Origin of the sequence: Spirosoma fluviale (assembly GCF_900230225.1) — a bacterium.
Lineage (GTDB): Bacteria > Bacteroidota > Bacteroidia > Cytophagales > Spirosomataceae > Spirosoma > Spirosoma fluviale.
Window position 1 is genome coordinate 187,012 of sequence record NZ_OCNH01000005.1, and the last position, 23,498, is coordinate 210,509.

A 23,498-nucleotide genomic window follows, 5' to 3' on the forward strand; every position below is an offset into this window, starting at 1 on the left:
TCGTTTCACTTAAATACCCGTTTGGGATCAGGATGTTTAGCCAGTAACTCGTTCAGGTAGCTTAAGTCGAGTACGGACAAATCCAGATTACGGGCCTGATGGAAATAATCCCACGCTTTGGGATAATCAGCTTTCAAAAAATAGACAACCGACAGCTTTTGGATGGCCCCGGCGTTGTCGGGACTTAAGCTCACTGCATGGGTTAAAAATTCCTCCGCTTCGGTTAGCAAATCGGGGGTCGGTTTTTCCTGATAGTGTTTAATTTCGACGGTTGCTAAATCGGTTATCAGAGCCACGTTACTATCGGCAACAGCCAACCCTTTTTTGAGCATTCGAATGGCATTCGGCAGTTGGTTTTTCTGGTAGCACACAACGCCAAGTCCCCAATACGCATCGGCGTTATGATCATTCAGTAACCACGACAAGTTGAATCGGTGAGCAGCGGTATCCAACTGACCGCTGGATACGTAATCCCAACCACGAGCGGCAAAAAAGTCACTGGCTTCCGGACGACTGGCAAAGTTGCGATCACAGTCGTTCAAAAAGTGGATCTCTGCATCAATCTGTTCGGCAGTTTTTGGGCGTTCTCCAAAAAGAGGAAGGATAGTAGCCGAAACACCAGCCGTTTCTGTTGCGTCTGTCGAAACAGATTCTGTAGGCTGATGAGCAATCGTCTCAAGGGATTTTTCTGCGGGCTGATTTCGTCGAATCGAATCGCCCGAACGCGCCGATATAATAAGTTGCTTCGGTTGAGCTGCCGATAAAAACGGCAACGCAACTAAAGTCCACTGTATCAGATTCATCCGAACGTTCATAGAAAGTACTGTACCAGGGGGTTTTGTCTCGATAGAACGAAATGGGAATCCAAATTAGTACATTTTTAATGCATTACCGACGTCCCCCCCGAGAACCTGAACGCTTGCCTGATCCAGTTTTTGTACTTACCGGACCACCAGATTTGCGACCAAAGCCCCCAGGGCGGCCTCCTAGGCCGGATGTTGCGGGTTTCTTAGCACCGGAAAGCTTTGCTTTGGCTTTATCTCGCTCTCGTCCGGGAGCCATATTTGTGATTTTTTTCTCGTGAAAAGCTCCCAAAAAGGTTGGATCTTCCTTGCGTCGCTGTTCGTCAATCTCACGAAGCATGGCTTGTTCTTCCTCAACAGGGGTTTCAGCGACCACTACGCCAGCAGGCAGGGGTTGCCGTGGAATAGTCGCCTTAATGATTCGTTCGATCTTTTGAACGTGGTATTCCTCGGCTTTTGTCAAAAACGTAATAGCCTCCCCGGTATGATTAGCCCGTCCCGTGCGACCAATGCGGTGAACGTAATCTTCATAAATCAATGGCAGGTCGAAGTTGATCACATGGCTTACCTCGACTACGTCAATACCTCGTGCGGCTACATCTGTCGACACCAGTACTTGTATATTGCCTTCCTTAAAGGCATCCATGGCATTGATGCGCGTGTTCTGCCCTTTGTTGGCGTGAATCACCCGAATCTTTTCCGGCTCGATCACTTTCCGCGACAAGAACTTGTAGATGTTATCGGCAGTACCCTTGGTACGGGCAAAAATAATAACCCGCTGGAATTCTTCCTGACGCATGAGGTAATCCAGCATGTTGATTTTGGTCCGGAAGTTAGGGGCTTCGTAAATTACCTGGCTTACCATTTCGGCGGTAGATGCCTGTGGTGTTACTTCCACTTTTATTGGCGCTTCCAGAAACTCCGCCGATAGCCGTTCAACGCGACCGCCAAACGTAGCCGAGAACAACAGGTTCTGACGCTTGGTTGGAATGATCTCCAGGATAGAACGGATTTGAGGCATAAAACCCATATCCATCATTTTATCGGCTTCATCCAGCACCATCGTGCGAATCTCTTTCGTTACCAGTTCGCCGGATCGGTACAGATCCATGAACCGGCCGGGAGTGGCAACGATAATATCAACACCGTTTCGAAGGGTTTCAATCTGGGTTTTAGGGCCGAGGCCGCCGTACAACGCCAGGTGGCGGAGGTCGGTGTATTTGCCCAGTTCGCTAACGGCTTCGTTGATCTGCATGACCAGTTCACGCGTGGGTGCCAGAATCAACGCACGCGGATTTTTGCCCTGCGCGTATTTTACTTTCATCAGAATTGGCAGCAGATAAGCCGCTGTTTTGCCGGTTCCTGTCTGGGCAATACCCAATACATCGTGATTGCCAAGGCTCAGCGGAATGGTTTTCTGCTGAATGGGGGTGGGTTCTGTATAACCAAGGTCGGCCACGGCGTTAAGCAACTGCCGGTTCAACTCGAACTGTTCGAAGGAAGTAATTTCCATGGGAGGTAACAAGTCGATAAGTCAGCCAATGGGTAATGGGGCCACCCCATTACCCATTGGCTGACTTATCGACTCGCTTATTAAAACTGTTTCAATATTCTTTCTACGCCACTAACGTAACCGGAGCCAAACAGATTCACGTGAACGAGTAAGGGGTACAAATTATAAATGGCAACGCGCTCACTGAAACCGTTTTCCAGCGGAAACGTTTCGTTATAGGCATCGTAAAAGCGGTCGTCAAAACCAGCGAATAACTTCGTAAAAGCCAGGTCTGCTTCCCGAAAGCCATAGTAAACCGCAGGATCTACCAATGCCGGTTGCCCTGCTTCGTTAACCAGCACATTGCCGGACCATAGATCGCCGTGCAATAAGGCAGGGCGATCATTTGGGAGAAGATTCGGCAATTGCTCACGCAGCCGAAGCAGCGCATCGTACGTTGGCCTGGAGAGTAAGCCTTTGTATAACGCTAAACCAGCCTGGGGTAGTAATCGGTGCTCAAAGAAGAAATCGTAACCGTTAGATGTCGGTGTATTAGTTTGCGGTAGCGAGCCAATGTAATTCTCAAAATTCAGTCCGAAGGCGGGTTGCGTATGTGAATGCAACACCGCCAGCGACTGTCCAAGGGTTTCCCAGTATTGTTTATCAGGAGTGCCTGGGTCGATGTATTCCAGAATTAAGTACGCTTTGTCGAGCAGACGGCCGTAGCCAATAACCTGCGGAATGTGTAATGCGTCGGTCTGTCGGAGCAAATCCAGCCCACGTGCTTCGGAGGCAAACATGTCTGGCTGCTCATTAGTCGACTCCTCCAGCTGATTCCATTTAATGAAAAAAACACCTTCCGACGAAAATACCTGAGCCGATGTGTTGATATTTCCACCCGAAACAAACTGCATTTCGATAACCTGAACCGGATGGCCCAACGCTGAAAACAGAATGCTTTCAAAAAAAGAAAATTGCTCGTCGCCCCAAAAATCCATGCGTTATTTGCGTAGCGGCTGGTTTATACCGGTAACTACCGGCCAGTCAAAATCAATTGACAGTTTATGAATCGTCAAATTCAGCACCTTTACGACATTGCCCGAAAGCCCGTTCGCCGAATTATCGGCCTTATGTCTGGAACATCGCTCGATGGACTCGATGTGGCTCTTTGCCATATTTCAGGTAGTGGACCTAGTACGGAGGTTGTTCTTCATCGGTTTGCTACGGTGCCTTACGATGAAGACGTCAAAACCGAGATTCGGACCATCTTCGCTAAAGACAAAATCGAATTTGAGAAGCTTTGTTTGTTAAATCCATATATCGGTCGGCTGCATGGGCAACTCATCCTCGACTGCCTGAAAAACTGGGGTATTGATACCACTGAGGTAGATGTGGTTGCCAGTCACGGGCAAACCGTCTATCACGCTCCAAAAAGTCAGCACCAGCGCGATAAGTTCCCAAATGCCACCCTCCAGATTGGCGATGGTGATCACATTGCTGCCGTTACCGGAGTTATCACGCTGAGCGATTTCCGGCAGAAACACGTAGCACACGGGGGAGAGGGCGCACCATTAGCTGTTTACGGGGATTATTTCATGTTTTCTAAGGCGGGTGAGAATCGGCTTTTGCTCAACATGGGCGGCATTGCCAACTTCACGTACCTGCCCGCCGATGAAGACGCCAGCAACGTCTTTACTACTGATACCGGACCGGGCAATACACTTCTGGACGCCTACGCCCGCAAATTTCTGAACAAACCCTACGACGAAGACGGCAAACTAGCCGCTCAGGGAACGGTTAATGCTCATCTGCTGAATGCCCTAAACGTAAATCCGTTCTTCGACGCAGCTTTCCCAAAAACAACTGGCCCCGAAGTGTTTAACGTACCCTATGTGGAAAAAGCACAAGCTCGGAGCCAGACAATAGGCATCTCTGCCAAAGATTTGATGGCAACGCTCGTTCAATTCAGCGCCGATACCATTATTGACGCGATCCGGCGTGTTATGCGTGAAGGAGAAACGTATCGTATTTACATGAGCGGGGGAGGTGCACACAACCCAATGCTGACAACGGCCCTTAAAAAAGGGCTGCCCAATTGTTCGTTTGGCTTGACCGATGAACTCAATATCAACGGCGACGCCAAAGAAGCGGTACTGTTTGCCGTACTCGCCAACGAAAGCCTGACGGGAGGAAATACCTCATTCGGTAATCGGCAGGGCGTCCCAACGGTTTCGATGGGGAAGGTCAGTTTTCCGAAGTAGTTCCTTTTAAACCTCTAAGGTTTTAGAAACCTTAGAGGTTTTGGGAGAAGTTTGGCGCTAACTTTTAGGCCGGAACACGTTCATTTTATCCTCGTGGGTCGTTAAAAATGGTCCGCCAATCAAGTCGATGCAGTATGGAATAGCTGGGAACACTGCCGAGAGGCATTGGCCAATGGCTTTTGGTTTGCCGGGTAAATTCAGGATAAGTGTCTTATTTCGAATACCGGCCGTTTGCCGGGACAGGATAGCCGTGGGAACGTATTTGAGACTTTCCTGACGCATCAGTTCACCAAAACCGGGCATCATTTTCTGACAAACGGCTTCGGTCGCTTCGGGCGTTACGTCGCGCAGGGCGGGGCCGGTTCCACCCGTTGTAACAACCAGACAACAGCCCTCGGCATCTGCCAATTCGATCAGGGTTGCTTCGAGCTGGTCCTGTTCATCGGGAATTATACGATACACGGGTTCCCATTCGCAGTTCAGCCATTCGGTTAAAAAGCCAACGACCGCTTTGCCAGGAATGTCTTCATAAATCCCCGCGCTAGCCCGGTCCGAAACGTTGATAATGCCGATTTTGGTCATGATTAAAATGTGAGCTTTATGCTGCCGCTAATCGAACATTTAAATGCAAGGATTGTAATGCAGCTTCCAGTTCGGCAATAAGTTCGTCTCGTTTATAAGTATACTGACGAATCATCGACTGGTTATTGGACGATTCATGATGCATAGTTATCATGCCATTGACTCGTTCAATTTGTTCTGATAATTCGGCTATACGAATGTATTTATCACCCATACCGTCAGTATTCATAATCATTCGATGTTTACTTGTATAAAACCTTTATTAAACCGTTTTCGGTTTCGATTGTAGCGCGTGCGCCCAAACAAATCCTGCCAGTAAGCACAGTCGGCCTGAAATATAGCCGACTGTTTGTGCTCAACTGGGTATGTCCAAACAGTAAATGCATCTAGTCCTGTATAATGCTGAGAAACAGACCACTTACTAAAAAGTTGATCAATTAATGTCTCTTTTTCGTAGTAGCTACTGTGGTCAATAAAGCTAATTAAATCAATATCACTGGGGTTAAACCTATTTGATATGAAGCTTCCATCTATCCATTGATAAAATGAACGACCAAGCAGGCTTCGTAAATCGAGTGTATATCGTTTATACTCTCTAAAAAATTCGTATCGCTTAGAGGTTATATCAAAAGGGCTGACAAAAAACTGTTCGATTTCTTGAAGCGATAAGTCAACACATATTGATGGTTGAAGATTACCTCGGATATCAAATAATATAGTCTCCATCTAAGGCTTCTTTCGCTTCAATGCCAGATCGTGCGCGGTGTCGTAATACGACCGAAGGCTGCTCCAGTCGAACACATCGGCAATGCTCTCGACGCGGTTCCGTTGCTGAATCCGGTCGCGCTGGGCCATCCGAACGAAACGATAAAGCACATCAGCCAATTGGTCGGCAGCTTCGTCAAACGACTGCGTCCGGCGGTTAATTACATAGATGCCCCGGTTTTCGTAGTCGCGCATGATCTGCATGATGAAATCGCCAAAGCCCGACTGATCGCTGGTGACAGTTGGAATTCCCCGAACTACGCACTCCAGCGGGGTGTATCCCCAAGGCTCATAGTAGCTTGGAAATACGCCAAGATGGCAACCCCGAACGAACTGGCTATAGTCCAGCCCAAAGAGGGGGTTGGTCGAAGCAATGAAGTCGGGGTGATACACGATTTTGACCCGGTCGTATTCATTATTGACCAGATTGGCCTGCTGAATAAACCGCGTCATATCATCCTCCTGAACCAGATTATGAGTCACGAAAGGCGGCAGGTGCTTTGTTTTCCAGCTCTGTACCGTCCGCCGAAGACGTAGCCGCCAGTATTCGTCAACAAAGTTATTCAGGTCGGGTAGCGACGTGCCGTTTGGATCGGATGCCGCAGCCTGGAACAGCCGTTCGCCAACCTGTTTTTCAATGCTCTCGCAGGTTTCCTGAATCTCATCGAGCAACGCCCGTGAGTGAAGAACGTCCGGATTGATGGAGGTATAAGGCTGTTTGGTCACCATAAACATAACGACGGTCATGTCCATGCCAGCCTCGCGCATCCGGTAATTTAGCCGGGCGAGGGCTTCGAGAGTCAGGTCGTAGCCCTTGTTCGAAAACTCAAATCGGCCCGAGGTAAAGAAGTACAGGGTTTTCTCCAGGTCGAACGAATAACTCTGGAAGAAGTGGCCCATCACGAACTCATGAATCTTCTGCTTGTAGCGAACGTGCAGGTTCTGGAACTCGTGAACGGCCGCAAAGCGCGTAACGTTGAGGCCGTTGGGCAGGACCAGATCCGGGTTTCGCCCCAGGAACACCTCGCACTCGCGGGCCGTAACATCGCTGACCGTGGTGAACACGTGCGCCTGCATAGCTGCGAGCCGCTCAATGGTTGCCTGGGTGTCGATACCGTAATGCAGTGCTTCCCGCTTCCAGTCGAAAAACGGCAGCTTGCCATAAAAGCCCGGCTCATTCTGTGCCAGATAGCGCCCCAGCATGGTGGCATGGGTGGTGAAAACGGTAGCTACCTTAACGTTATCGTGCCGTAGATCGGGCAGGCCGGTGCTGGCCATCCATTCGTGAAAATGAGCCACGAAGTCAACCCGGCGGGCATGGTCCTCAGCCAGCAGCGTAATAAACAGGCGGACCATTTCGCCAAACGCAATCGTTTGGTTAACGAGGTCTTCAATGTTAAGCGTGGAAAGCTGGTAGTTGAGCCAAAGCCGCGTTTTTATTTCGTTGAGCTGTTCGACGCTAATGCTGCTAATATCGAACAGCACCACCCGTGGGCGACCCGTAACGAGCCAATAGCCGTACTCGACACGGAAGCCAAGCTGCCGCATTTTTCGAACCGTCTGGCCAATCTCCGTTGCGTCGGAGTCGGGAATGGGTTCAAACTCGGCTGCCGCCCGCTGCGGGAAATAGGGGCCAAGGGCTACGTAGTTATCGTCCCACTTTTCCACCATTGCCGGCACTTTCGACCGAATCACTGTATAAATTCCACCTACTTGATTACACACCTCCCAGGCGATTTCCAGTAGTAATTTTCGCTTCGATGTTGAAAATACCGCTTCCAAATTAGTTAGTAGTTTTGGCGCAATGGTTGATCATAACGACTTATAGCGCCTTTGCTGTGCAAATAAACGATATAAACAATAAGAGATAAATTTGTTTATTTTAAATATGACTTGGCGTCTGTTACTTCGGTTCGGTTATTCTTCGATAAGGTAATGTTAAAGCCCGGTTGAATACTGAATGCACCGTGTTCCCCTTGTTTGTTTACTGCCAGAAAACCTACCTGTATATCCTTGAACTCCTGTTTGTTGACGATTCGGAGGGCGGCTTCTTCACAGGCTTGCTGGGGCGTTCGTCCCTGTCGCATTAGCTCTACTACTAAAAATGAGCCACAGGTTCGCATAACCAGTTCGCCAAGACCGGTAGCACAGGCTCCCCCAATTTCGTTGTCGACAAACAAACCCGCCCCGATAATGGGCGAATCGCCAACGCGCCCTCGCATTTTATAGGCCAGACCGCTGGTGGTGCAGGCCCCTGAAATGTTGCCCTTTGCGTCAATAGCCAGCATACCAATGGTGTCGTGCCGTTCAATGTTGGCAATGGGTTTGTACTGGGCCGTTTTGAGCCATTCTTTCCATTCCTTCTCGGCTTTTGCCGTCAGCATTTTCTCTTTTTTGAAGCCTTGGGCAAGTGCAAATTGAAGGGCCCCTTCGCCACTGAGCATAACATGGGGTGTCTTCTCCATCACGGCTCTGGCTACCGAGATCGGGTGCATAATATGTTCCAGAAACGTAACGGAGCCCGCATTCCCTTTCTCGTCCATAATACACGCATCGAGAGTAACGTGACCGTCGCGGTCGGGTCGGCCACCGTAGCCAACGCTCATATCGTCGGGGTCGGCTTCGGGAATGCGGACGCCGGCTTCAACGGCATCGAGGGCGCTGCCCCCTTTATCGAGTACGGCCTGAGCGGCTGCATTAGCTTTGGGCTGTTTCCAGGTCGAAATAACCAGCGGACCAGAAGGCGGTGGGCCAGCGGGCAACAGGTTTTGGCCAAGTCCCTGGGGTACTGAAAGGGGGTCTGAATTGCCGGTAATGGTTGATCTTGTGCGGCTAAACGATAAGGAGGGGAGGAGCCCGGCCAGTGAGCCAAGCGTTAGAAAACGGCGTCTATTTACCATACATATAAGGCTTACGGCTCAAATTAAAGGAATAAACGCTTGGCATTTACTACTTTTGGCCGATTTATTCGAAACGCTTTATGACGGCTACTGATAAACATATATTGCTCATGGACGGCCCCGACAGCAAGGGTCTGATTTACCACGTGACCGGCGTATTGTTCCGTCACAACCTGAACATCATTCATAATGATGAGTACGTAAGTCCGTCAGGCCGGTTTTTCATGCGCACGGAGTTCGAATCGACCGGGGGGCAGGATACCTTCGATAGCACGGCTTTGTTACACGAATTAGCCTCAACCATACCCGGCTCCGAAACGGCGGAAAATAGGGGTTCTATAGGGCAAAGTAACCGGACAAATACGGCTTATCAATCAGGAATCACTTTTCGGCTGAATCCCCGGCGTAAAAAGAATATTGTAGTGATGGTAACGAAGGAACACCATTGCCTGGGTGAACTCCTCATTCGATATGCGTTCGATGAACTGGATGCGGATATTCTGGCGGTAGTGAGTAACTACAACATCCTACAGCCGCTGGTCAGCAAGTTCGGAATTCCGTTTCACTATATCTCGCACGAGGGCAAAACACGGGAGGAGCATGAGGAGGCCATTTTGCGGACGCTGGCAATTTATGAACCGGAGTATCTGGTTCTGGCCAAATACATGCGCGTACTGACGCCCGGCTTTGTTAACCATTATCCAAACCGGATCATTAATATCCACCATTCCTTTCTGCCCGCCTTCATTGGAGCAAACCCGTACCGGCAGGCTTACGAACGGGGTGTGAAGATTATTGGCGCCACGGCTCACTTTGTCAATAACGATCTGGACGAAGGGCCAATTATTGCCCAGAATGTGAAAGAAGTGGATCATCGCCATACCGCAGCCGATATGGCAACCGAAGGAAAAGACGTTGAAAAAATCGTGCTGTCGCAGGCGTTAAAACTGGTCTTCAACGACCGGGTCTTTATTTCGGGGAACCGGGCAATTGTTTTGTAAGCGCGACCAGCGCCTTAACTTTTTCTTCGTTCGCTTCAATATGTTCGTATTCGTCAGGTATGGCCGAAGCCATGGATACGGCGGGCTGGCGAAATACCATTCGACTATTTTCTGTCTGGCTACCGCTCGAATGCAACGCATTGGCCCCAGCCTCAATAAACAGCGCAGCGTTCCGGACATTCACGCCCGCGCCAGCCATGATTTCGATGCGCCCGGCTGCCTGTTTTGCCAGTTGCTGAATGATGGATAAGCCTGCTTCGGCGGTCTGATGCTGGCCGGAGGTGAGAATCCGAACGGCACCGGTACGAATAACGGCTTCAAGGGCTTCGAGGGGATCGCGGGTCATGTCGAAAGCCCGGTGGAAGGTAACGGGTAGCGGGTGCGCCAGTTCTACCAGGGCCCGCGTCGCTGCTTCATCGACAGTACCGTCGGGCTTTAATATACCCAGCACCAGCCCATCTGCGCCGAGTGCTTTGGCCAGACTGATATCCGCACGCATAACGGCCAGTTCGGTATCGGAATACAGAAAATCGCCCCCGCGTGGCCGGATCATGACATAAATTGGAATATGAACTTGTTGCCGGACGAGCTGGATCAGGCCGGCGCTGGGTGTAGTACCGCCCTCGGCCATACCGCCACAGAGTTCTATTCGTCCCGCACCTGCCCGTTGGGCCGTAATACATGAATCAAGAGAATAAGCGCATACTTCCAGTAGCATATTCGTAGAATTGATGGGTAAGAATAAAAATTACTCGTTAATTAGACGACTAATGGGGATAAATAAGTCTTAAGTGGGATTAAATAGGGTGTTTAACCGGTTAAAATAAACCGTTAAATATACATGTTTGGATGTTACAGGTTAAATGGCATCTTTATCCCGCCGAAGAGAAACAATACTCAAGTTTACACGTTAATGGCCTAAATCCTTTTAAACTAACGGTTAAGAACATTTCTGCTGAAAAGAGCTTGGATATTAACGGTTTTTTTACTTTTGCACCCTTATTAGAAAGCTGTCATCAAAATATCGGACACACTATGTACTGGACACTCGAACTAGCATCCTATTTGGAAGATGCGCCCTGGCCTGCCACCAAAGACGAATTGATTGATTATTCCATTCGCTCAGGAGCCCCCCTCGAAGTTGTTGAAAATCTTCAGGAACTTGAAGATGATGGGCAACCCTATGAGAGCATTGAAGAAATCTGGCCGGATTACCCAACCAAAGATGATTTCTTCTTTAATGAAGATGAGTATTGAGCCAGTTAGGCAGTACTACTAAAAAAGGCGTATCCAGCTAAATGGGTACGCCTTTTTTAGTGATCTAATCAATATACCTACGGGATTGAGCCCGTAGGTACATATCTATTACCTTAGTTTGATCCAGATGTTACTTCTGCCTTTGGGGTTTTTACCGGGCGGTCATACTTCTTGGGCGCATATAGAAAGCCAAATGCTTCGGCCCCTTCTTTGGAGTGTACTTTATGATGGATATAATGCGCCCGCATAATCCGTTGCATGTAGCGACCGCTTGTGTCAATCTTCACCTTCACGCGCCGATGAACAATTACGTCGTGGAAAATGAAGTAGAATAAGCCATAAAGCGTTACGCCCGCGCCAATCCAGGTCAGGAAACTAAACTCCGGAATAGCTACCCCGGCCAGAAACAGACCAATGGCTGTTACGCTAAAAACAACGGCAAACAGGTCGTTTATTTCAAAAAAGCCGTTGTGGTGGTTATGGTGGTCACGGTGCCAGCTCCATAAAAAACCGTGCATAATGTATTTGTGCGTAAACCATGCTACGCCTTCCATAAACAGGAAAGTACCTAGTACCAAAGCAACATTTACCAGCATTTTTGTGTTTCTTTAGTAGCGCAGGTCAATAATAAACAAGCCATCGGCGGTCTTGTACTGAACCTACACCAGCGGTCAGATGATATGCTCTACTAACGGTTTGTGTCCTCGAAAAGTTGACGGATATACCCTTAGTTTTTAACGCAAAATAGAGATACGAGTCGATTACTTGCAAATTTGTGGAAAATCCGTATCTTTATAACAAGTCAGTGCTCAACCAGATGAACCCATCGGTTATGGACTATCAGGCACTCAAAAACCTGGTCAGGCGGGGAGAGGGTAGCAATTTAGAGTTTAAGTTGAAAACGAATCATCCCGAAAAAATTATTCGGGGCGTGGTTGCTTTCGCTAATACAAACGGTGGAATCATGCTCATCGGCGTCGGTGACGACAAGAAGATTCCTGGACTCAAATACGCCGACGAGGACGAATACCTGCTCGTTAGGGCCATCAACAAGTTTTGTTTCCCACGCATTTCGTACACCATTGAGCGGGTTCAGCTTTACGATGAACGCGAAGTTCTCGTGATCCGGGTGCCCCGAAGTCCAACACGCCCCCATTATATTGTTCCCGACCCGGCCGACCCGGATAATAAGAAAGCCTATGTGCGCGTCGGCGACAAATCTGTTCAGGCCAGCCGCGAAGTGCGCGAAATTTTAAAAGGTGAACAGGCTGAGCGCCAGATTCGCTTTAGCTACGGCGACAAAGAACGGATGCTTATGCAGCACCTTGGGGAACACAACAGCATAACGGTCGATCTGTTTGCCTCGATTGCCGGGATCTCCCGCCGAATTGCCTCCCGAACGCTGGTATTGCTGGTACTGGCTAATGTGCTCGAAATCCATCCCAGCGATGTAATGGATAAATACACGCCCCGGGCGATTCAATAATGTTGGCCCCGTTTTTCGGTATGTTCCGGGAATGTCTTACTTTGTCATGCTCAGGAATGATGCACAACAAACCCGAAGACAATGGTCTCACCTCCACCTGCCCATAAACCTTTTGTTCCGGCAACGGAATCCCCCGCCGAGTTCACTGCTAAAGCCGTTATTACGGGTGCCGTATTTGGGGTACTATTTGGAGCGGCAACGGTTTATCTGTCGCTAAAAGCCGGTCTATCGGTATCGGCTTCTATTCCAATTGCCGTACTGGCCATTTCGCTCGGGCGTCGGTTCCTGAACACGACCATTCTTGAAAACAACATCATTCAAACAACCGGCTCGGCCGGAGAGAGCATTGCATCCGGGGTAGTGTTCACCATGCCCGGGTTTCTCTTCCTGACGAACGGCTCTGGTGCCGACTTCTTTAATTACTGGACAATTCTCACACTGGCCATTCTGGGCGGGCTGATCGGTACGCTGATGATGATTCCACTGCGCCGGTCGCTTATTGTGCAGGAGCATGGTACGCTACCCTATCCCGAAGGTACGGCCTGTGCCTCGGTGCTGATTGCGGGCGAAAAAGGGGGTGACTTCGCCAAAACGGCCTACCAGGGCCTGGGCGCAGCACTCGTGTATGCCTTTCTCCAGAAAGTACTGCACATCATTGCCGAAGTGCCGGTATGGGCCACGAAGCAGGCGAATCGCTATTTCCCATCGGCGCAGGTAGCGGGCGAGATAACACCGGAGTATCTGGGCGTGGGCTATATCATTGGTTTTCGCATTTCGGCGGTGCTGGTCGGAGGTGGAATCCTGGCCTGGCTTGGTCTTATTCCCCTGCTGGCGTCGGTGGTGCCGGGCGATACCATTGCACTACAGTTACAGAAGCTGGGCTATCTGGACAATCTGCAAACGGCTGGCGGACCGGGTGGGTGGAATCCGGCAACACACACTTTCTCAGATACGGCAGCGGCTATCTATCGGGCGTACATCCGCCAAATTGGGGCCGGGGCTGTTACGGCGGGTGGGTTTATGACGCTCATAAAAACCATTCCAACCATTGTCTCTTCGTTTAAACAGAGTTTCAGCAAAACATCCATTAACGCCATCGAAGCCGAAAATGCGTTGAGTGGCCACAGCGGCATTCCCCGTACCGAACAGGATTTGAGCGTTCGAATTGTGATTATCGGTAGCATTGTGCTGGCGGCCCTGATGATTGTGTTGCCCCAAATTCCCGGCGATTCTATTCTGACTAAATTGTTGATCGCTGTACTCGTCATCGTATTCGGCTTCTTTTTCGTTACGGTGGCCAGCCGGATTGTGGGACTGATCGGGTCAAGTTCGTCGCCCGTTTCGGGAATGACCATCGCCACGATTATGGGCACGTCGCTTGTGTTCATCGGTTTTGGTCTGACCGGAAAACTGTATGAACCGGCCGTACTGGTGGTGGGCAGTATGATTTGTGTGGCGGCCGCCAATGCCGGTGCAACGTCGCAGGATCTCAAAACCGGCTATATCGTTGGCGCGACGCCGAAATACCAGCAGATGGCTCTGTTTGTTGGCGTTATAGTATCATCGCTGGTGGTGGGAGCCACAGTAAAAATTCTGGACACACCCACGCCCGATCTGCTGGCGCAGGGTATTACGCATGCCATTGGCTCCGATAAGTTTCCGGCTCCGCAGGGTACGCTGATGGCCACGCTCATAAAAGGACTCTTATCCTTTAACCTCGACTGGCAGTTTGTGCTAGTGGGGGCTTTTATTGCCTTTGTCTTTGAACTGGTTGGCGTGAGTGCGCTGGCGTTTGCCGTGGGGCTGTATCTGCCATTATCAACTACGTTGCCCATTTTTGCCGGCGGGCTGGTCAAAGCCATTGTCGACGCCAGTAAAAAGCGGAAAGGCATCGTTGAGGAAGATGCCGATCTGGGCAAAGGCAATCTGTTCGCAACGGGTCTGGTGGCTGGAGGGGCCTTGGCGGGTGTAGCCGTAGCCTTGTTATCGGTCAACGCATCCATTTACAATGGCCTGGCTTCACTAACGCTGGAGCCGGTATTGGGCAGGGCATTGGGCGAAGGCGGCTACATGCTGCTGGGCGCACTGTCGTTCGTTGGTTTGGCGATTCTGCTGTGGCGTGTGGGTGAGCAGAAGCAGGAAGGCTGAAAAGTCTACCGGTAGGTAAATTGGTTGGGGCGAAAGGTTGAATTATGGGATTTATTGGTTTATTAAGCCTCCGACTTCCAATTTTTAACCTACCCTTATATGCTTTCTGCTCTGTCAACTTTCTTTTATCGGATATCATCCTGGAAAACGTTACTGCTGGGAATTGCACTGTATGTGCCGTTCCCAGCCTACATGTTCAAGAACCTCGAAGCCCGCATGAATGCGCTGGCCGGACAGGCCGTTGGCCCCATCGACTTGCTGGTTGGTTATGACCCCGCCCGAATTCAGCAGATGATTGAAATGTATGGGCCAGAAGGCCGGTCGGTTTACGCACAGGGAGAACTTACCATCGATATTGCTTATCCATTCATTTACACCTTCCTTTTTTGTGTTATTCTCACGCTGCTGTTCAGGCACAGAAAATACAACTCGTTTCGATTGGTGAATGTGTTGCCCGTAGGTATACTTGTTTCTGATCTGCTGGAAAATAGTTGTATCGTCTATTTGCTCAAAGCGTTTCCCGATTCGCCGTACGTTATCGCGTCCCTGTGCTCCGTTTTGACTAACTTAAAGTGGACCGTTACGATGATTGTGTTGGGGTTAGTGGTTTATGGGTTAGTGAAGCTAGCCATACGAAACAGTCAGCAGAAGGCCAACCATGGTCAAGCGATCCATTAGAGTTTTCTTAGCGAGCCTGTCCGGCTTTCTTTAACAAGTCCACAACTTTTTCGATGGGTAGTTGTTCGACGGTATGGCCCTGATCGCCCGTGCTCGTTTTGGCTGCAAACAGGGAGTTGATAATGGCTTCTTCGGTCGCTTCGATGGCGGCCATGAACAAGGGAGATATGTTGTCGTTGCGGAGCAGTTTCAGCTCATCGAACGAGCTGGCGGTTTCGTGCGGAATGCGGTAAGCGGTCGATACAGCAATGACATAATCGCCACTGCCATTCGAGGCAATGCCGCCCGTTTGGGCCAGCCCCATAAACGCCCGCTTCGCCAGTCGTTTGAGATTTCGGGCGTCCAGCGGAGCATCGGTCAGGACAACCATCATACACGAGCCGTCGAGTTTTTCTTTGAATGAATACTTCCCAAGCGCTACCCCAATCGGTACACCGGCAATCTGTAGTACCCCGCCAAAATTCGTCTGAACCAGTGCGCCCACAGTGTAGCCGCCCAGGGAGGCCGGTAACTTTCGGGAGGCTGTACCAATGCCACCCTTATAGCCAAAGCAAACCGTTCCGGTTCCGGCCCCCACGTTGCCTTCTTCAACAAGGCCGGTTTTGGCTTGCTGAATGGCATCGAGTACGTGTTGCTTCGTAACATGCCGCCCGCGAATATCATTTAACGAACCATCGTTGGTTTCGCCCACAACCGTGTTTACGGAGCGAACCTGCTCATTACCCTTTTGCGCCAGGGTGTAATCAATAACTGCATCGGCCGCGATTGGAACACTGAGCGTGTTGGTTAGTATAATAGGTGTTTCGAGGGTGCCCAGTTCCTCAACCTGGCTGTAGCCAGTCAGTTTACCAAAGCCGTTGCCGATATAAATGGCCGCCGGACTCTTCTGCTGGAACAGATTGCCCCCGTGGGGAATAATAGCCGTAACCCCGGTACGGATGTTCTGACCCTGATTCACCGTAATCTGCCCCACCCGGACACCTGGCACATCGGTAATGGCATTGAGCGGCCCGGTTGGTAGCACCCCGAACTTGATTCCATACTCGCGGGGGCGTTTGGAGATTTGGGCCATGGTAACAGAGACAATGGTAACGAGTGAGGTGACTGTCAGGACAAAGCGAAAAGTAAACCGCATGCTACGAGATCTTAGATATGGCATTTATGAGCTAATTTACATCCGTAGTCGATGATGATTTAATTGAGGCCTGTTTAAATCTGAAGGTGCAGTACCGAACGTGGGCCCGGCGACCGTCGCGGTCGGGTGTATATTTTTCCAGCGTTTCTCTCCCCAGCGGGACGGTCGCCGGGCCGACGTTCGGTACTACAAGCTTTTACTCACGCTCGTAAAAGACCAGCCGGTTTTGTAATTGAGTTAACTCGTCCTGCAAGCCCTCCAGACGCTCCAGCAAGTCGCTCACAACGTCAAGGTCGTCGGGATGAATAGCCAGGTCCTGATGCAGCCGAACGAGTTTTTCTAAACGAGGGAGTTGATCTGGTTGGACGTAAACCAACTGCTCAACACAAATCGTTTCAACAAGGCCCTGCTGTTCCAGCGAGTTGACAAACGCGATTTCAACGTGGTGATGAACGCAAAATTCGCTGATGGGGATAAGGTGGTTAGGCTGCATATTACATGGTGGCTATTTTTCGGAATAGGTCTTTCTGTTCGTCGGTTAGTTTGGTGGGAAGCTTAATTTGCCATTGCACGTACAGGTCGCCAAAGGAACCTTCCTGCTTGTACACAGGGAAACCTTTTCCCTTCAAACGTACTTTCGTGCCGTTCTGGGTCTCGGGCTGGACGGCCAGCTTTACTTTGCCATCCAGCGTCTCTATGATCTTCTCTCCACCGAGCAGGGCCGTGTACAGGTCGATTTCTTCATCGACGTACAAATCGTTGCCTTTTCGTTTATAATGGCTGTCATCGGCAATGACGAAGGTAATGTACAGATCGCCGTTGGGACCACCATTAACGCCCGGCGATCCATAGCCCGCCAGCTTTATTTTCTGTCCATTGTCAATACCAGCGGGTACGGTAATGCGGATATTCTTACCGTCGACGGTCAGTGTTTGTTTATGCGTTGTATACGCTTCGCGCAGGGTTAGGTTCAATTCGGCCTGGTAATCCTGCCCCCGGAACTGCGCCCGCTGCCGACCTCCGCGCGGCCCCGCATCCTGACCGAACATCGACGAGAAAAAGTCCGAGAAGTCAGAGCCACCGAAGCCGCCCGAAAAATCGCCGGTATCACCTTGCGCGTATTGCGGGCGGGATCGCTGTTGACGCCGAGCTTCCTCAAACTGGTCGGCATGCTGCCAGTCTTTACCGTACTGATCGTATTTCTTGCGTTTCTCGGGGTCGCTCAATACCTCGTTTGCTTCGTTGATCTGCTGAAATTTCTTGCTGGCCTCCGCATCATTCGGGTTTAGATCGGGGTGATGTTTACGGGCCAGTTTACGATATGCTTTTTTGATGTCTTCGTCCGAAGCCGTTTTCGGTAGGCCCAGGACGCTATAATAGTCGATAAAGTCCATGTTATATTTTGGCGGGTATACGGAGTTAAATGATAGCTACTAATCACTTCTATAAACACATATTTTGGTGGGAAGGTTGTTTTTAGGGTAGGAAAATGGCCGGATGAAACGGTAGGTATCCTTACCTGTTATCTTTCCAGTTCATTCCCAAATTCCTAGACAAAATGAAAAAATCGATTCTGTCGCTACTTGTTACTCTGTCTCTTCTTGCAACCCTGACCGCCCAGGCCCAAACCGGCTCCCTTTCCGATGTTGCTTTTATGGAAGGCCGCTGGCGGGGAACGTTCAACGGCGGCCCCATTGAAGCCGCCTGGATTGCGCCCGTCGGCGATAACCTGAGCGGCTTCATGCGGATGATGAAAGACAACAAAGTGACGATGTACGAAATGCTGATCTTCGAACAGACCGAGCAGGGGCCTATTGTGCTGGTCAAGCACTTCAAACCTGGCCTGATCGGGCAGGAGGAGAAGGATAAGTCGGACCGGTATAAATTCATTGAGGCCGGTAAAGAGAAGGCGCTATTTGAGAAAGAAGACGGCTCCATCCGCATCATCTACGAAAAGCGGGGGAACGACCAGCTCGTCATCCAGCGCGGACAGCAAAAGGAAGGCAAATGGGCATTTGCCGACTTGTTTGTGTTTAACCGGGTGAAGTAGGAATCTGGTTTTAAAGTAAAAAGCGGTGCCACGATTTGAACCGTAGCACCGCTTTTAGTATGTAGTACCGACCGTCCCGGTCGGGCGTATATCGTTTTAACGTTTCTCACCCGACCGAGACGGTCGGTACTACATGCTAAAACCACTTCTATTACTTCCCACTGCTCACTTTCGAAGTCTTCGCTTTGTTCAGTTCCTTCAGCAACTCAGCCACAGCCGTGTCCAGCTGAACGTTTTTGTCCGTATAGCTCTCGCCAATGGGCCGCGATACAGCGATGTCGACCGGGCGGGGTGCCAGTTCCATGTTCTTGCCGGTGTTGTCCGTGATTTTAGAGAACGGTAACCGCAGGTTCGAGCCGTCGATGAGCTGGGCGGCTGAGGTGAAGATGATCCAGCCAGCCGTTGGTTCGCCAACTACTTTGCCCAGCTTGAGCGTCCGGTAACCTTCCGTGAAATCTTCGGCATCGGAGAGCGAGTGCTGGTTGGTGACCAGAATGGTAGGTGTTTCCAGTGCCCGCTGACCCAGTTGCGTACGGGCCGGTGCTGACGGCAGTCCGCGCGATGTCATGGTCAGATAGCCCTTGCGGGTAAATACGTCCAGTGCGTAGGCATTGACAAACCCGCCGTTGTTATTCCGTACGTCCACAACGACACCTTCTTTAGCGTGGTTGTCCGCATCAAGGTCGAGGCTTAACTGGGCAAGAGCATCCGCCGACATGTCGTACATGTGCACGTAACCGAGTCGGCCGCCACTCACTTTTTCAACGTACTGCCGCTGCTGCTGTACCCACTGCTTATACAGCAATCCTTTTTCGGTCGTCAGATTGACCGGGCGTATCGTCACGTCGCGCGGGGTGCCGTCGGGTGTGGAGGCAATCTGGAGCGAAATTCGCCGGTTGATCTGGTTTTCGAGTAACTGGTCGAGGTTGGTGGTGGCCGTAATCTTCGTATCATCGACGCCAACCAGATAATCACCAGCTTTGATTGTGCCCGTCAGAGCCGCCGGACTAAGCGGGATGACTTCGGTAATTTTCAGCTTTCCTTTGCTCTCGTATTCGTCCCGGTCGAAGCGCAGACCCGTGCGGCCCGTTGTGGTTTGTAAGGAGCCAGCCGGCCCCGAAATACCCGAGTGTGACGCGTTCAGTTCGCCCAGCATCAGGCTGATGAGTCGACGGAGTTCGTCGGGCGTGCGGGCACCGGCGGCAAGGGGTTCGTATTGGGCTTTTACCGCTTTCCAGTCTGTACCGTGGAACGTCGAATCATAGAAGCCTTTGCTCTGAATATCCCACGCCTGCCGGAACACCTGTACTTTCTCCTCACCAAAGTCAACGTCCATCTCGGCCGTTACCGCCAGCGGCTTCGGCTCCCGTTTGTCCAGCGAAATAGACTGAATCCGGCCCTGTTCCAGATAATAAATCTCTTTGCCATCGGGCGAAAACTGCGCGCCGTTCTTGTTGCCTGCCGTTGACGTCAGTTGGCGCGCTACGCTCTGATCGCGGCCCAGTTCATCGAGTGAATAGGTGTACAGGTTCTGCTGGCCCGCTACGGTAGCGATCAGCAACAGCGTTTTGCCGTCCTTGCTGATTGAATGCGCATCGACGTCAACACCCACGGGCAGCAGGCTTAGCCGCTGTCGAATGTCCTCAAAAACGATCTTCGTTGGCGCGCCACTCTTACCCAGCTTTGCGGTATCGCCCAGCGCCGATGTGCTGGTATCCCGCGAGGCAGTTTTCGCCACGGCGGGGGCGGTTGGAGCGGGTTTCAGTGTTTTGGGCACCTCTTCGTTGAACAGATCCCGGAACTGATCTTCCCGGAACTTAGGCGAACGGGGCACCAGGTCAATGCGGGCAATCTGGGCTGTTTCGGTCCGTTGGGTGGTGCTGAACAGAATGTATTTTCCGTCCGGACTCCAGGTCACGTTGCCGCCAAAGGTATTGGCCAGAAAACTAACAGGCTTGCTTTCGCCCCCAGCGGCCGAAATGACCGAGATATTGCGGAACGTCTTCGCGCCGTAGGACGCAAAGGCAATCCATTTCCCATCCGGCGACCAGACTACGGCCCCATTGGAGCCAAACGGCGGACGACCAAGATATGCTCTTTTCAGAAGCCGGTCTTTTTTAGTCGCAATGTCCAGCACCCTTAGCTCCTGCCCGTTACGAACATAAGCCAGTGATTTACCATCGGGCGAAAACACCGGCGAGCCATCGTCCAACGAGCCATCGGTCAGGCGGATTTCGTCGCGGGTGGCGAAATCGTAGCGGTAGAGGTGCGATACACCGTCGCGGGTAGAGGTGTAGACGAGACTTCGGCTGTTGGGCGTCCAGACGGGCTGCGATTCGTTGGCAGCACTGTTGCTGATTCGGGTAGCGTCGCCCCCGTCTTTGGTCGATGCGGCAAATACCTCGCCGTGGGCTACAAAGGCTACTTTCCTGCCATCGGGCGATAAGGCCAGTTCACGGAACTGGTTGGTTAGCTTGAGCCGATCAACCGCCGGACTGGCCGCAACGCCCCGCAACTTAACCGGCAAGGGTGCGGCCTGTTTGCTCCCAATGTCGTATTTCCAAAGCTGGAAATCCCGCTCGAAGACAATGCTTTTACCGTCGTAGCTGATGGTTGGCCATAAAACACGCCCGTTGGTAAACGACGTCAGCATGGCTGGTTTGCCGCCCAGCGGTAATGTCCACAGATTTTGTCCTTGCGTACGGTCCGAGACGTAAATGAGCGTTTTGCCGTCCGCGCTCCACATGGGCCAGAGTTCTTTCGCTCCGCCTTCGGTCAGTCGCTCGTAGGCGGTTCCTGCCTTCTTAGCGTCGGTATGAAACAGCCAGATTTCGGATTCATCGAGGTGGCTATGGCCTTTCCGCCACCACTGGTTAGAGGCAATGCCCCGCGCCGAAAAAGCCAGCGTTTTGCCATCGGGCGAGGGAACACCATAAAACTCGTTAGCGTAACGGTCGGCGGTAATGGCCATGGGCGTACCGCCGTTGACCGACACCCGGTAGATGTCGTTCATACCCGCAATGTCCTTGCTGGTCGACTGAAAATAGATCATCTTTCCATCCCGCGACCAGGCGTTGAGCACTTCGGCCCCATCATCGTAGGTGAGTCGTTTGGTTGCGCCCGTTTCGAGGGTCAGCAAATACACATCGCCGTTTCCGGTTCGGGACGAAACGAACGCTATATACTTGCCATCCGGTGAGTACAGCGGCCTGGATTCGTTATCAGGATGCGAAACCAGCAGCCGGGCTTCACCACCGGCACTCGGCACCGTCCAGATGTCGCCCCCCGACACAAACGCCACTTCGGCCCCATCGGGCGAGAGACTGGGTTCAGCAAAGGCGAATTTAGGCGTTGGTGGGGCCGGTTGTGCTTGTGCTAAAGCGGGTACCGCCAGGGCAAGCAGCAGGGCCGATCGGAGAAGGGCTTTTGTAGAGGTGTACATCGGAAAATGTATCAGGTTGTTGATGAGCTTAGTAATTGAGACTAATGAAGCTGACTGGTAAATTGAATTTCGTAAATTCGACATAGCTACATAAAAATACGGCTGTTGGCTGGGGTTGGCAAATTAAATATGGGGGTGGTAGATTTTAACAATTACTATATTCACCTATACGATACTCCTATCTAAATGACCAATGCCATCTTCTACCAGTTTCTTCAGCGCTTCTGCCCATTTACCGAAACGGAATCCGATGCCCTGTTTGCCTTGTTCGAGCCGTTGGCGGCAGGCCGGAAACAACATCTCCAGCAGGAAGGCGACCGGGTAGAACGGGTTTACTTTGTGCAATCGGGCGTGTTGCGCGGCTATTACCTCAAAGAAGGCGAAGAGATAACATCTAACTTTTACTTCGGGCCAACATTGACGGGCGATGTGGTGGCCCTGCGGGAAAAGACAACTACCCGACTGAATATTCAGGTGATCGAAGAGGGGATACTCTGGCAGGCACGACTCGCTCAGATTGATGAACTATCAGAACAATACCCGATCATGTACCGGTTGTTTATGGTCTTTTTTGAGCGGCTCTATGCTTTCAATCACAAACGCCAGCTCTCGTTTATTTACGACACGCCCACCGAACGGTATCTAAAACTATTTGCCGAACGCCCCAAAGTAATAGCGCAGATTCCGCAGCATTACATCGCTTCTTACCTCGGTATCAAACCCGAATCGCTTAGTCGTATCCGAAAGCGGATTATGCACGAGTGAGTTTTTCTTAACCGAAGTCAACGTTTTCGGCGAAGGCGGTCCGCCACCTTTGTCCTGTCCAACGACGGACATTAAAACATGTTGACGATGAAAAATTATCTGATTGGGCTGACGTTGGCCTTTGCCGTTAGCAGCCCGCTGGCCGCACAAACGCAGAAGTTACCCGTTTATGGGGAAATTGGTTTAGGCGTTGGTCAAACGCTTTTTGGAAGCGGAACGAGAGCCAGTTTGCAGAGAGCCCTCGGCGGCAGTGGCTTCGACCCCGGTACCGGAAACAATGTAATGATGGGGTTTTACGTAGCCCCCGAGAACTGGCACGGGCTGGGCGTTGGCTCGCGCATTCGGGGTACGTTCGGAGCGCCTGTTAAGGGCGATGCGGGTGACCAGTACATTTTCAATTATTACAACCTCGCTTTATCGGCCAAATACTATGTGTCCGGACAATTCAACCGGGGGTTTTATGGGCGGGGTAGTTTTGGTTTCGGGCAGTTCACAACCAAGCGGCTCATCGAAAGTAGCAACATCTTTGCCCATCAGTACGCCATTGGCACTTCGGTGATGCTTGGGGCGGGGTATACGGTGCCGTTCCGACGAACGGCCCTGAGTCTTGAAGGCGAATGGGAATCGGCCAGTCGTAACGGTACCGTAAATGGCGTGGGCGACGTTCGGTTTCGCTCGGGCCAGCTTGGGGTGAACCTTATTCTATCGTACTAATTAGCCACAAACTCAGTAC

23 protein-coding genes are annotated in these 23,498 nt (G+C 51.1%); 9 read left to right on the top strand and 14 right to left on the bottom strand.

Going from position 1 to position 23,498, the window contains the following annotated elements:
• Window positions 1-5 precede the first annotated feature (5 nt).
• From CRO74_RS23910 to CRO74_RS23920, 3 genes are all read right to left on the bottom strand, one after another.
• Window positions 6-815, bottom strand: a complete 810-nt coding sequence (locus tag CRO74_RS23910) for a tetratricopeptide repeat protein (protein WP_097129633.1) — start codon at window positions 813-815, stop codon at window positions 6-8.
• A gap of 73 nt (window positions 816-888) precedes the next feature.
• Window positions 889-2,316: a DEAD/DEAH box helicase gene (locus CRO74_RS23915; RefSeq protein ID WP_097129634.1), complete on the bottom strand. Its 1,428-nt coding sequence runs from the start codon at window positions 2,314-2,316 to the stop codon at window positions 889-891.
• A gap of 80 nt (window positions 2,317-2,396) precedes the next feature.
• Entirely contained in the window at window positions 2,397-3,293 is an 897-nt protein-coding gene (locus CRO74_RS23920) for a fructosamine kinase family protein (protein ID WP_097129636.1), read from the bottom strand.
• Between the two features lie 66 nt (window positions 3,294-3,359).
• On the opposite strand from CRO74_RS23920, the gene CRO74_RS23925 reads away from it, so the two are divergent.
• On the top strand, window positions 3,360-4,556 hold the full coding sequence (locus CRO74_RS23925) for an anhydro-N-acetylmuramic acid kinase (RefSeq protein WP_097129638.1): 1,197 nt from the start codon (window positions 3,360-3,362) through the stop codon (window positions 4,554-4,556).
• A gap of 57 nt (window positions 4,557-4,613) precedes the next feature.
• Here CRO74_RS23925 and mog read toward each other — a convergent pair whose 3' ends face one another.
• The 5 genes from mog to CRO74_RS23950 all read right to left on the bottom strand — a co-directional run bounded on the left by mog (window position 4,614) and on the right by CRO74_RS23950 (window position 8,803).
• A complete protein-coding gene (mog, locus tag CRO74_RS23930; RefSeq protein WP_097129639.1) occupies window positions 4,614-5,138 on the bottom strand; it encodes a molybdopterin adenylyltransferase in 525 nt (174 codons plus the stop codon).
• A 16-nt stretch (window positions 5,139-5,154) separates the two neighbouring features.
• Window positions 5,155-5,367: a hypothetical protein gene (locus CRO74_RS23935; RefSeq protein ID WP_144035972.1), complete on the bottom strand. Its 213-nt coding sequence runs from the start codon at window positions 5,365-5,367 to the stop codon at window positions 5,155-5,157.
• 2 nt (window positions 5,368-5,369) lie between these two features.
• A complete protein-coding gene (locus CRO74_RS23940; protein ID WP_097129643.1) occupies window positions 5,370-5,864 on the bottom strand; it encodes a DUF6932 family protein in 495 nt (164 codons plus the stop codon).
• Entirely contained in the window at window positions 5,865-7,685 is a 1,821-nt protein-coding gene (locus tag CRO74_RS23945) for a glycosyltransferase (RefSeq protein WP_097129644.1), read from the bottom strand.
• A 95-nt stretch (window positions 7,686-7,780) separates the two neighbouring features.
• Window positions 7,781-8,803, bottom strand: a complete 1,023-nt coding sequence (locus CRO74_RS23950; RefSeq protein WP_097129646.1) for an isoaspartyl peptidase/L-asparaginase family protein — start codon at window positions 8,801-8,803, stop codon at window positions 7,781-7,783.
• Between the two features lie 80 nt (window positions 8,804-8,883).
• Between CRO74_RS23950 and purU the strand changes: the two genes are divergently transcribed.
• A complete protein-coding gene (gene purU, locus CRO74_RS23955; RefSeq protein ID WP_097129648.1) occupies window positions 8,884-9,804 on the top strand; it encodes a formyltetrahydrofolate deformylase in 921 nt (306 codons plus the stop codon).
• Here purU and CRO74_RS23960 read toward each other — a convergent pair.
• Entirely contained in the window at window positions 9,773-10,522 is a 750-nt protein-coding gene (locus CRO74_RS23960) for a copper homeostasis protein CutC (protein ID WP_097129649.1), read from the bottom strand. The two genes, purU and CRO74_RS23960, sit on opposite strands and share 32 nt — an antisense overlap.
• A 317-nt stretch (window positions 10,523-10,839) precedes the next feature.
• Here CRO74_RS23960 and CRO74_RS23965 point away from each other — a divergent pair, with 317 nt between their 5' ends.
• Window positions 10,840-11,061, top strand: coding sequence for a DUF2795 domain-containing protein (locus CRO74_RS23965; protein ID WP_009284883.1), 222 nt, complete (start codon window positions 10,840-10,842; stop codon window positions 11,059-11,061).
• A gap of 113 nt (window positions 11,062-11,174) precedes the next feature.
• Here the strand turns inward: CRO74_RS23965 and CRO74_RS23970 are convergent, their stop codons facing one another.
• Window positions 11,175-11,657 (bottom strand): sterol desaturase family protein, encoded by a 483-nt coding sequence (locus CRO74_RS23970; RefSeq protein ID WP_097129651.1) that lies wholly within the window; start codon window positions 11,655-11,657, stop codon window positions 11,175-11,177.
• Window positions 11,658-11,878: 221 nt separating this feature from the next.
• Here CRO74_RS23970 and CRO74_RS23975 point away from each other — a divergent pair, with 221 nt between their 5' ends.
• The 3 genes from CRO74_RS23975 to CRO74_RS23985 all read left to right on the top strand — a co-directional run bounded on the left by CRO74_RS23975 (window position 11,879) and on the right by CRO74_RS23985 (window position 15,373).
• A complete protein-coding gene (locus CRO74_RS23975; RefSeq protein ID WP_097129653.1) occupies window positions 11,879-12,547 on the top strand; it encodes an AlbA family DNA-binding domain-containing protein in 669 nt (222 codons plus the stop codon).
• A gap of 81 nt (window positions 12,548-12,628) precedes the next feature.
• Complete coding sequence (locus CRO74_RS23980; RefSeq protein ID WP_097129654.1) at window positions 12,629-14,695, top strand: OPT family oligopeptide transporter; 2,067 nt, start codon at window positions 12,629-12,631, stop codon at window positions 14,693-14,695.
• A 99-nt stretch (window positions 14,696-14,794) separates the two neighbouring features.
• The gene (locus CRO74_RS23985) at window positions 14,795-15,373 is read left to right on the top strand and encodes a hypothetical protein (protein ID WP_097129656.1); all 579 of its coding nucleotides are present in this window, start codon (window positions 14,795-14,797) and stop codon (window positions 15,371-15,373) included.
• A gap of 7 nt (window positions 15,374-15,380) precedes the next feature.
• Here CRO74_RS23985 and CRO74_RS23990 read toward each other — a convergent pair whose 3' ends face one another.
• From CRO74_RS23990 to CRO74_RS24000, 3 genes are all read right to left on the bottom strand, one after another.
• The gene (locus CRO74_RS23990) at window positions 15,381-16,508 is read right to left on the bottom strand and encodes a DmpA family aminopeptidase (RefSeq protein WP_097129658.1); all 1,128 of its coding nucleotides are present in this window, start codon (window positions 16,506-16,508) and stop codon (window positions 15,381-15,383) included.
• Window positions 16,509-16,704: 196 nt separating this feature from the next.
• Complete coding sequence (locus tag CRO74_RS23995; RefSeq protein ID WP_097129660.1) at window positions 16,705-17,001, bottom strand: chaperone modulator CbpM; 297 nt, start codon at window positions 16,999-17,001, stop codon at window positions 16,705-16,707.
• Between the two features lies 1 nt (window position 17,002).
• Window positions 17,003-17,902: a DnaJ C-terminal domain-containing protein gene (locus CRO74_RS24000; protein ID WP_097129661.1), complete on the bottom strand. Its 900-nt coding sequence runs from the start codon at window positions 17,900-17,902 to the stop codon at window positions 17,003-17,005.
• Between the two features lie 164 nt (window positions 17,903-18,066).
• Here CRO74_RS24000 and CRO74_RS24005 point away from each other — a divergent pair, with 164 nt between their 5' ends.
• Complete coding sequence (locus tag CRO74_RS24005) at window positions 18,067-18,558, top strand: DUF6265 family protein (protein ID WP_179830289.1); 492 nt, start codon at window positions 18,067-18,069, stop codon at window positions 18,556-18,558.
• 151 nt (window positions 18,559-18,709) lie between these two features.
• Here the strand turns inward: CRO74_RS24005 and CRO74_RS24010 are convergent, their stop codons facing one another.
• Window positions 18,710-22,000, bottom strand: a complete 3,291-nt coding sequence (locus CRO74_RS24010) for a S41 family peptidase (protein WP_097129665.1) — start codon at window positions 21,998-22,000, stop codon at window positions 18,710-18,712.
• A 186-nt stretch (window positions 22,001-22,186) separates the two neighbouring features.
• On the opposite strand from CRO74_RS24010, the gene CRO74_RS24015 reads away from it, so the two are divergent.
• Both CRO74_RS24015 and CRO74_RS24020 read left to right on the top strand, forming a co-directional pair.
• Window positions 22,187-22,765: a Crp/Fnr family transcriptional regulator gene (locus CRO74_RS24015; protein ID WP_097129667.1), complete on the top strand. Its 579-nt coding sequence runs from the start codon at window positions 22,187-22,189 to the stop codon at window positions 22,763-22,765.
• Between the two features lie 87 nt (window positions 22,766-22,852).
• Complete coding sequence (locus tag CRO74_RS24020) at window positions 22,853-23,479, top strand: hypothetical protein (protein WP_097129669.1); 627 nt, start codon at window positions 22,853-22,855, stop codon at window positions 23,477-23,479.
• Window positions 23,480-23,498 lie beyond the last annotated feature (19 nt).

Bases quoted from the DNA above. Each gene is read 5' to 3' on its own strand.
- CRO74_RS23910 (WP_097129633.1), bottom strand. From the start codon at position 815: ATGAACGTTCGGATGAATCTGATACAGTGGACTTTAGTTGCGTTGCCG.
- CRO74_RS23915 (WP_097129634.1), bottom strand. From the start codon at position 2,316: ATGGAAATTACTTCCTTCGAACAGTTCGAGTTGAACCGGCAGTTGCTT.
- CRO74_RS23920 (WP_097129636.1), bottom strand. From the start codon at position 3,293: ATGGATTTTTGGGGCGACGAGCAATTTTCTTTTTTTGAAAGCATTCTG.
- CRO74_RS23925 (WP_097129638.1), top strand. From the start codon at position 3,360: ATGAATCGTCAAATTCAGCACCTTTACGACATTGCCCGAAAGCCCGTT.
- mog (WP_097129639.1), bottom strand. From the start codon at position 5,138: ATGACCAAAATCGGCATTATCAACGTTTCGGACCGGGCTAGCGCGGGG.
- CRO74_RS23935 (WP_144035972.1), bottom strand. From the start codon at position 5,367: ATGAATACTGACGGTATGGGTGATAAATACATTCGTATAGCCGAATTA.
- CRO74_RS23940 (WP_097129643.1), bottom strand. From the start codon at position 5,864: ATGGAGACTATATTATTTGATATCCGAGGTAATCTTCAACCATCAATA.
- CRO74_RS23950 (WP_097129646.1), bottom strand. From the start codon at position 8,803: ATGGTAAATAGACGCCGTTTTCTAACGCTTGGCTCACTGGCCGGGCTC.
- purU (WP_097129648.1), top strand. From the start codon at position 8,884: ATGACGGCTACTGATAAACATATATTGCTCATGGACGGCCCCGACAGC.
- CRO74_RS23960 (WP_097129649.1), bottom strand. From the start codon at position 10,522: ATGCTACTGGAAGTATGCGCTTATTCTCTTGATTCATGTATTACGGCC.
- CRO74_RS23965 (WP_009284883.1), top strand. From the start codon at position 10,840: ATGTACTGGACACTCGAACTAGCATCCTATTTGGAAGATGCGCCCTGG.
- CRO74_RS23970 (WP_097129651.1), bottom strand. From the start codon at position 11,657: ATGCTGGTAAATGTTGCTTTGGTACTAGGTACTTTCCTGTTTATGGAA.
- CRO74_RS23975 (WP_097129653.1), top strand. From the start codon at position 11,879: ATGAACCCATCGGTTATGGACTATCAGGCACTCAAAAACCTGGTCAGG.
- CRO74_RS23980 (WP_097129654.1), top strand. From the start codon at position 12,629: ATGGTCTCACCTCCACCTGCCCATAAACCTTTTGTTCCGGCAACGGAA.
- CRO74_RS23985 (WP_097129656.1), top strand. From the start codon at position 14,795: ATGCTTTCTGCTCTGTCAACTTTCTTTTATCGGATATCATCCTGGAAA.
- CRO74_RS23990 (WP_097129658.1), bottom strand. From the start codon at position 16,508: ATGCGGTTTACTTTTCGCTTTGTCCTGACAGTCACCTCACTCGTTACC.
- CRO74_RS23995 (WP_097129660.1), bottom strand. From the start codon at position 17,001: ATGCAGCCTAACCACCTTATCCCCATCAGCGAATTTTGCGTTCATCAC.
- CRO74_RS24000 (WP_097129661.1), bottom strand. From the start codon at position 17,902: ATGGACTTTATCGACTATTATAGCGTCCTGGGCCTACCGAAAACGGCT.
- CRO74_RS24005 (WP_179830289.1), top strand. From the start codon at position 18,067: ATGAAAAAATCGATTCTGTCGCTACTTGTTACTCTGTCTCTTCTTGCA.
- CRO74_RS24010 (WP_097129665.1), bottom strand. From the start codon at position 22,000: ATGTACACCTCTACAAAAGCCCTTCTCCGATCGGCCCTGCTGCTTGCC.
- CRO74_RS24015 (WP_097129667.1), top strand. From the start codon at position 22,187: ATGACCAATGCCATCTTCTACCAGTTTCTTCAGCGCTTCTGCCCATTT.
- CRO74_RS24020 (WP_097129669.1), top strand. From the start codon at position 22,853: ATGAAAAATTATCTGATTGGGCTGACGTTGGCCTTTGCCGTTAGCAGC.